The sequence below is a fragment of the Geomonas sp. Red276 genome, assembly GCF_054784495.1.
The window spans coordinates 67,279-74,112 of sequence record NZ_BLXW01000023.1 but is presented as its reverse complement, the minus strand read 5'-3'; the positions used below and the strand labels follow the sequence as shown (position 1 = coordinate 74,112).

General features: G+C 61.4%; 6 protein-coding genes. 2 read left to right on the top strand and 4 right to left on the bottom strand.

From position 1 onward, the window contains the following. Positions 1-156 precede the first annotated feature (156 nt). Positions 157-726: a four helix bundle suffix domain-containing protein gene (locus ACYVL5_RS16010; RefSeq protein WP_460596577.1), complete on the bottom strand. Its 570-nt coding sequence runs from the start codon at positions 724-726 to the stop codon at positions 157-159. 135 nt (positions 727-861) lie between these two features. Next, the gene (gene acnB, locus ACYVL5_RS16005) at positions 862-3,381 is read right to left on the bottom strand and encodes a bifunctional aconitate hydratase 2/2-methylisocitrate dehydratase (RefSeq protein WP_460596576.1); all 2,520 of its coding nucleotides are present in this window, start codon (positions 3,379-3,381) and stop codon (positions 862-864) included. Between the two features lie 244 nt (positions 3,382-3,625). Here acnB and ACYVL5_RS16000 point away from each other — a divergent pair, with 244 nt between their 5' ends. Together ACYVL5_RS16000 and ACYVL5_RS15995 are read left to right on the top strand one after the other, a co-directional pair. Continuing rightward, a complete protein-coding gene (locus ACYVL5_RS16000) occupies positions 3,626-3,877 on the top strand; it encodes a type II toxin-antitoxin system HicA family toxin (RefSeq protein WP_460596575.1) in 252 nt (83 codons plus the stop codon). Further along, complete coding sequence (locus tag ACYVL5_RS15995; RefSeq protein WP_460596574.1) at positions 3,874-4,245, top strand: type II toxin-antitoxin system HicB family antitoxin; 372 nt, start codon at positions 3,874-3,876, stop codon at positions 4,243-4,245. Before ACYVL5_RS16000 ends, ACYVL5_RS15995 begins: the two co-directional genes overlap by 4 nt. Positions 4,246-4,341: 96 nt before the next feature. Here ACYVL5_RS15995 and fdhD read toward each other — a convergent pair whose 3' ends face one another. Further along, entirely contained in the window at positions 4,342-5,109 is a 768-nt protein-coding gene (fdhD, locus tag ACYVL5_RS15990) for a formate dehydrogenase accessory sulfurtransferase FdhD (protein ID WP_460596573.1), read from the bottom strand. Between the two features lie 177 nt (positions 5,110-5,286). Then, positions 5,287-6,744 (bottom strand): NAD-dependent succinate-semialdehyde dehydrogenase, encoded by a 1,458-nt coding sequence (gabD, locus tag ACYVL5_RS15985; protein WP_460596572.1) that lies wholly within the window; start codon positions 6,742-6,744, stop codon positions 5,287-5,289. Positions 6,745-6,834 lie beyond the last annotated feature (90 nt).

The following is a 6,834-nucleotide window of genomic DNA, read 5'->3' as shown; positions in this document are numbered from 1 at the left end:
CTTCCAACGGGATACGCGGTGGCCCCTCTCCGTTTGTAGAAACAGACATAACAAAACCCCCCTAGCCGCTTAGACTAGGGGGGTACGGGTAATTGTCAAGATTTTTTCAACACGTTAGGTAAACGGCTTGCGGTAATCCGGCGGGCCTTTTGTTGTTCACCACTTTTTGCCGCGCGCCTCTTGGCGCGCGTGGTAGAGCTTTTCGGTGAAGCCACCCTCGCGCAAGAAGTCGGCCTCCAGGCGGCGGAGCAGCTTGTCCAGCAGGAAGTTGGTCTGGTGGACCAGGCAGACCAGCGTGTTGGCCGCCACCTCCGCCGGGTCCGACTCGACATAGGTCCTATAGGTCTCATAGGTCCTATTGGCCCTATAGGCCAGTTGTCGGACCTCCTCTGCACGCCCATCCTCTTTTCCCCAGAGCTTCAGCCCCCGCTGCCGCAGAAAGTCGCGGTAGTCCAGCAGCAACTCCTCAAGGCTCGCGCGCGCTACTCCGACTAGCTTCAACTCCGTCTTCTTGGAGGTCACGCTCGCCATGCTTCCTTCGGCGATGTTCTGTTTGCCGCTGCGGGCCGCCTGCACCATCTGATCGTGGGTGCGGGAGCGCCGGTCAATGAAGCGGTCACAGAAGCCGACGGTGGCATCATAGATGATCTCCGCCCCTTGGTACGACTTCAGCCCCTGGTAACCGCCGTGTGGCGGAATTACTCCTGAGTTCGTTCGTTCTCCCATGGCGGCCTCCGCACACACCGAGTCGTCTCCATCCCAAAACGATAGCAAGGGGCAACCGGTTTTTCCACCAGCTAAACAAAAAGGCCCGCCGGAATCCCGGCGGGCCTTTTTGCTGCTGCGTCAGTCTACGACGAATTACATCTCGTCGAACTGGAGGTACTTGTACACGCTGGCCTTGTTGGGCTCGACCTTCTCTTTGTAGACGGCGAGGTACTCGGCCGGGGTCGGGAGCTTGCCCAGGTTGACGGTGACGGCACCGAGCTCGGCGGAGCCGAGGAATACCTTGGCGCCATTGCCGATCCTGTCGTCGAAGTTACGGGTCGAGGTGGAGAACATGTTCACCCCGTCGGGCACGCGGGCCTGGTTACCCATGCAGAGCGAGCAGCCGGCGATTTCCACGCGGGCGCCCATGGCGCTGTACACGGAGAAGTAAGCCTCGTCCTTCAGCTTCGCCTGATCCATGCGGGTCGGCGGGCAGATCCAGGTGCGGACGTTCGGGTTGAACTTCTGGCCCCTCCAGATTTCGCCGGCGGCGCGGAAGTGGCCGATGTTGGTCATGCAGGAACCGAGGAAGACGTCCTGGATCGGGGTGCCGGCAACCTCGGAGAGGAGCTTGACGTCGTCCGGGTCGTTCGGGCAGGCGAGGATCGGCTCGGTGATCTCGGCGAGGTCGATCTCGATGACGGCGGCGTACTCGGCGTTGGCGTCGGCGGCGAGGAGCTTCGGTGCTTTGAGCCACTCGTTGACGGCGTCGATGCGGTTCTGCAGGGTCTGGGCGTCCTGGTAGCCATCGGCGATCATCTGCTTCATGAGGGCCACGTTGGAGCGGAGGTAAGTAGCCACCGACTCCTCGGAGAGCTTGATGCAGCCGGCGGCGGCGCTTCTCTCGGCGGCGGCGTCGGTCAGCTCGAAGGCCTGCTCGACGGAGAGGTTCGGAAGGCCTTCCATCTCGAGGATGCGGCCGTTGAAGATGTTGACCTTGTTCTTCTTGGGAACGGTCAAAAGGCCCTGCTTGATGGCCCAGTACGGAATGGCGTTCACGGCGTCACGCAGGGTGATGCCCGGGTTGAACTGGCCTTTGAAGCGGACCAGGACGGACTCCGGCATGTCGAGCGGCATGAAGCCCAGCGCGCCGGCGAAGGCGACCAGACCGGAACCGGCCGGGAAGGAGATCCCGATCGGGAAACGGGTGTGGGAGTCGCCGCCGGTACCGACGGTGTCCGGAACCAGCAGACGGTTCAGCCAGGAGTGGATGACGCCGTCGCCCGGCTTCAGCGGTACGCCGCCACGCTCGATGATGAACTGCGGCAGGGTCTTGTGCATCTTGACGTCGGCCGGTTTCGGGTAAGCGGCGGTGTGGCAGAAGGACTGCATGAACATCGGAGCAAGGAACTTGAGGCAGGCAAGCTCTTTGAGCTCGTCGGCGGTCATCGGGCCGGTGGTGTCCTGGGAACCGACGGTGGTCATCTTCGGCTCGCAGGCGGTACCCGGGAGGATCCCTTCGACGCCGCAGGCCTTGCCGACCATCTTCTGGGCCAGCGAGTAGCCCTGGCCTGCCTTCGGTACCGGGTTGACCGGCAGGGTGAAGACGGTGGTGGCGCCAAGGCCGAGGGCCTTGCGGGCGCGGTCGGTGAGGGCGCGGCCGATGATCAGCGGGATACGGCCGCCGGCGCGGTACTCGTCAAAGAGGGTGTTGGGAGCCACGGTGAAGGTGGAGAGGACTTCGCCCCCTTCGGTCCTGACTTCGCCCTTCTTGGAGTCGATCACGATGACGTCGCCGGTCTTCATCTTGGTCACGTCGGTCTTGATCGGGAAGGCGCCGGAGTCCTGGGCGGTGTTGAAGAAGATCGGGGCGATGACGCCGCCGATGATGATGCCGTTACGACGCTTGTTGGGAACCGCCGGGATGTCCTCACCGATGTGCCAGAGCACGCTGTTGCAGGCGGATTTCCTGGAGGAACCGGTACCGACGACGTCGCCCACGAAAGCGACCTGGAAACCATCGGCGCGGAACTTGGCGATGGTGGAGTTGCCGTCCGGGAAGCGGGTCTTGCCCATGGCGAGGGCGTGCAGCGGGATGTCCGGACGGCTCCAGGCGTCACCGGCCGGGGAGAAGTCGTCGGTGTTGATCTCGCCGTCGACCTTGTAGACCTTCACCTTGACGGTCTCGGCCAGGCCCGGCTTGGAGGTGAACCACTCGGCGTTGGCCCAGGACTCGAGAACGGTCTTGGCGGCGGCGCTGGTCTTGGAGAGAGCGACGACCTCGTCGAAGGCGTCGTACACGAGGGTGGTGCCGCAGAGCGCTTTCACGGCCTCGTCGGCCAGCTCGGCGTCTTTGAGGGCGGCGACCAGCGGGGCCACGTTGTAGCCCCCCAGCATGGTGCCGAGGATCTGCACGGCCTCTTTCTTGGAGATGAGCGGGGACTTCTTGGTGCCAGCCACGATCTGGCCAAGGAAGGCGGCCTTCACTTCGGCAGCCGGGTCAACACCCGGGGAAACCCTCTCTTTGAGGAGGTTGAGGAGGAAAGCCTCTTTGCCGGCAGGCGGGGCTTCCAACAGTTTGCACAGCTCGGCGGTCTGCTCCGGATCCAGCGGTTTGGCCGGAATGCCGAGAGCATTTCTTTCTGCTTCTTGCTTCAAGTAAGCTTCGATCATGATCCCTCCTCAGAAATTGTTCTGCTATTTTCGGTGGTTATGGAGAAACTACAGGTCAGACATCGTTGGCTGGAACGGATACTGTATACAGTTTTTACCCCTGTTTGTCAATTATTGAAATGGAGGAAATATGGGAAATATCTAGCCAAGCAGATTGACGGGACGAGGAATGTTTGCAACTAAAAAACAGTTGCATAAAAGATGCGGCATGCTGTAATGGAGATAACTACCGAGGAGGTCACCCATGTCCAGGCTCGAGAAATTGCTCAGGCGGCTCCTCGGCAAACCGGTCGATTTCACCTGGACGGAGGCAACCGCCCTTCTGCAGCAGCTTGGTTTCACCTTTATCAAAGGCGAAGGCTCGCGGAGAAAGTTCTATCACGAGGAGACCAAGACCTTGATCATCCTGCATGAGCCGCATCCGGGAAGAACACTGAAAAGGTATGCCGTCCAAGAGCTGGTCTCTCACCTCCAGGAAGGGGGATTCATAAAATGAGCAATGTGTTTGAGCACAAAGGTTATACCGGATCTATCGAAGTGAGCGTCGAGGACCGTTGCTTCTACGGGAAGATTTTACTGATCAATGACAAGGTGACCTACGAAGCAGACCGCTTTGATACCTTGGAAAGCGAGTTCAGAAACGCAGTCGATGACTACTTGAGAACGTGCGCCGAGGTAGGTAAGGAACCTGACCGCCCCTTTAAGGGGTCCTTCAACGTCAGGATTAGCAAGGAGCTGCACAGAAAAGCGGCGCTGAAAGCTCTCTCCTCGAACGTCTCTCTCAACGAGTTTGTGTCGAAAGCTATTGAGCTTTATGTAGACAGCCCCGGCGCTGTAGCAACCGCCCGTCATGACAATAGCTGACCGACCAACAGCAAACAGGATAAATTAAAAGCCCGCTGGCTAAGAAGCCAGTGGGCTTTTAATTATTGTGCGCCATTTCGTCAGGGCTAATTGCGGCTACGCTTGGTCCGGTATGGTCAGCAGTTCCGGATGTGAGTAGACGGTGAACTTGCCGCCGCGCAGGTAGCCGATGAGGACCATGCCGGCTTGCTCGCAGATGCGGATGGCCATGTCGGTGGGGGAGGTGCGGGACGCAAGGAGCGGAATCCCGAGGAAAGCGGCCTTGGCAGCCATTTCGGCGGAGATGCGGCCCGAGGTTACCAGCATCTTTCCGGCGATGTCGGTTTTTCTCAAGAGAGCCTCGCCAGCCAGGCGGTCGACGGTGTTGTGGCGCCCGATGTCTTCGGCGTAGAACATGAGGTCGCCGTCCAGGTCGCCAAGGGCGGCGGAGTGGACGCCACCGTGGCTCTTGTACTTCTCGGCCTTCTGGGCGAGTTGCTCCATCAGGTTGAAAACGGCGGCAGTGGACACCGGCCCCGGACTGGCGACGACGGGGATCCCCTCGGAGCCGGGGAGTGAAAAGGTGACGCCGGTGCCGCAGCCGGAGGTAAGGATCGGCTTGAGGGTCTCCGGCATCTCGCCCCGGATGCGGACGTTGGCGACGCCGAAGTCGTTGCAGACGCTTAGCATGAGGAAGTCTTCGGCCCGGCTGACGAACCCCTGCACGCGCAGGAAGCCGGCCACCAGGAAGCGAAGGTCGTGGGGAGAGGCGACCAGGGTGACGATATCTTTGTCGTTGACGCGGAGGGCCAGGGGTAACTCCTGTACGACGCCGGCCTCTCCGGGAGTGAGGGTACCGCCTGAAAAAACGTGAATCACTGGCATGCGCTGCTTGGTTCCTTTAATAACTGGGGATGAGCGGGGGTGAGGGAGATCTTAAAATCTGCCCTCACCCGCCCTTCGGGCACCCTCTCCCCGAAAGGGGCGAGGGTATGAGTAAAAGCCTTCCGGCACCCTCTCCCCTAAAGGGGCGAGGGATTTTTACGAAGCTACGGTAGTTCCTTACTTGATGCCGCCGATGCAGAGGTATTTCACCTCGAGGTAGTCCTCGATCCCGTACTTGGAGCCTTCACGGCCGGTGCCGGACTCCTTGACGCCGCCGAAGGGGGCGACGGTGGTGGAGATCAGGCCGGTATTGATGCCGACGATGCCGTACTCGATCCCTTCGGCAACCCGCCAGACGCGGGAGATGTCCTGGCTGTAGAAGTAGGCGGCCAGGCCGAACTCGGTGTCGTTGGCCATCCGGATCGCCTCCTGCTCGGTCTTGAACCGGAAGAGCGGCGCCACCGGCCCGAAGGTCTCCTCGCGGGCCACCAGCATCGCCGGCGTCACGTCGGCCAGCACGGTCGGCTGGAAGAAGGTGCCGCCCAGGGGGTGGCGCTTGCCGCCGGTGATGACGCGGGCGCCCTTGGCGAGCGCATCGTTGATATGCTCCTCGACCTTGTCCACCGCGGCCCCGTCGATGAGCGGACCCTGCTGGGTCTCGCCTTTCAGGCCGTCCCCCACCACCATCTTGTTGACGGCGGCCGCGAGTTTCTCGGCGAACTTGTCATAGACGCCATCCTGCACCAGGAAGCGGTTGGTGCAGACGCAGGTCTGGCCGGTGTTGCGGTACTTGGAGATGAGCGCCCCATCCACTGCCGCATCGATATCGGCGTCGTCGAAGACGATGAAGGGTGCGTTGCCGCCCAGTTCCAGGGATACCTTCTTCACGGTCCCCGCACACTGTGCCATCAGCTTCTTGCCGATCTCGGTGGAGCCGGTGAAGGTCAGCTTGCGCACCAGGGGGTTCCCGGTCAACTCCCCGCCGATCGGGCCGGAGGAGCCGGTCACCACCGAGAAGACGCCGTCCGGGACCCCGGCGCGACGGGCAAGCTCGGCCAGGGCCAGGGCGGAATACGGGGTGGCAGTGGCGGGCTTCACCACCATGGTGCAGCCGGCGGCCAGCGCAGGCCCCGCTTTCCTCGTGATCATGGCGGACGGGAAGTTCCAGGGGGTGATGGCGGCGCAGACGCCGATCGGCTCCTTGGTCACCACGATCCGTTTGTCGCTCTGGTGGGGAGGAATCACGTCCCCGTAGATACGTCTCCCCTCTTCCGCGAACCACTCGATGAAGGAAGCGGCGTAGACGATTTCGCCCTTCGACTCAGCCAGCGGTTTCCCCTGTTCGGCGGTCATCAGCACGGCGAGATCTTCCTGGTTCTCCAGCATGAGATCCGACCATTTCCGCAGGATCAGCGAGCGCTCGTGGGCGGTCTTCGCACGCCAGGCCGGGTACGCCCGGTTGGCCGCCTCGATGGCCCGGCGCGTCTCGGCAGCCCCCATCTTCGGGATGGTGCCGATCTTTTCCCCGGTGGCGGGATTGCTCACGTCGAGAGTCTCGCCGCTATCTGCGCCGACCCATTTCCCGTCTATGTAACAGAGCTGCTGAAAAAGCGTGCTGTCCTTTAATGCCGGCATGTCTCCTCCCTTTGATCGATGTAATAGAAGTCAGAGTTTCAACATTTCCAACTGAACGAACGCAAGACAGATCCCGCCCCGTTTCTCAAA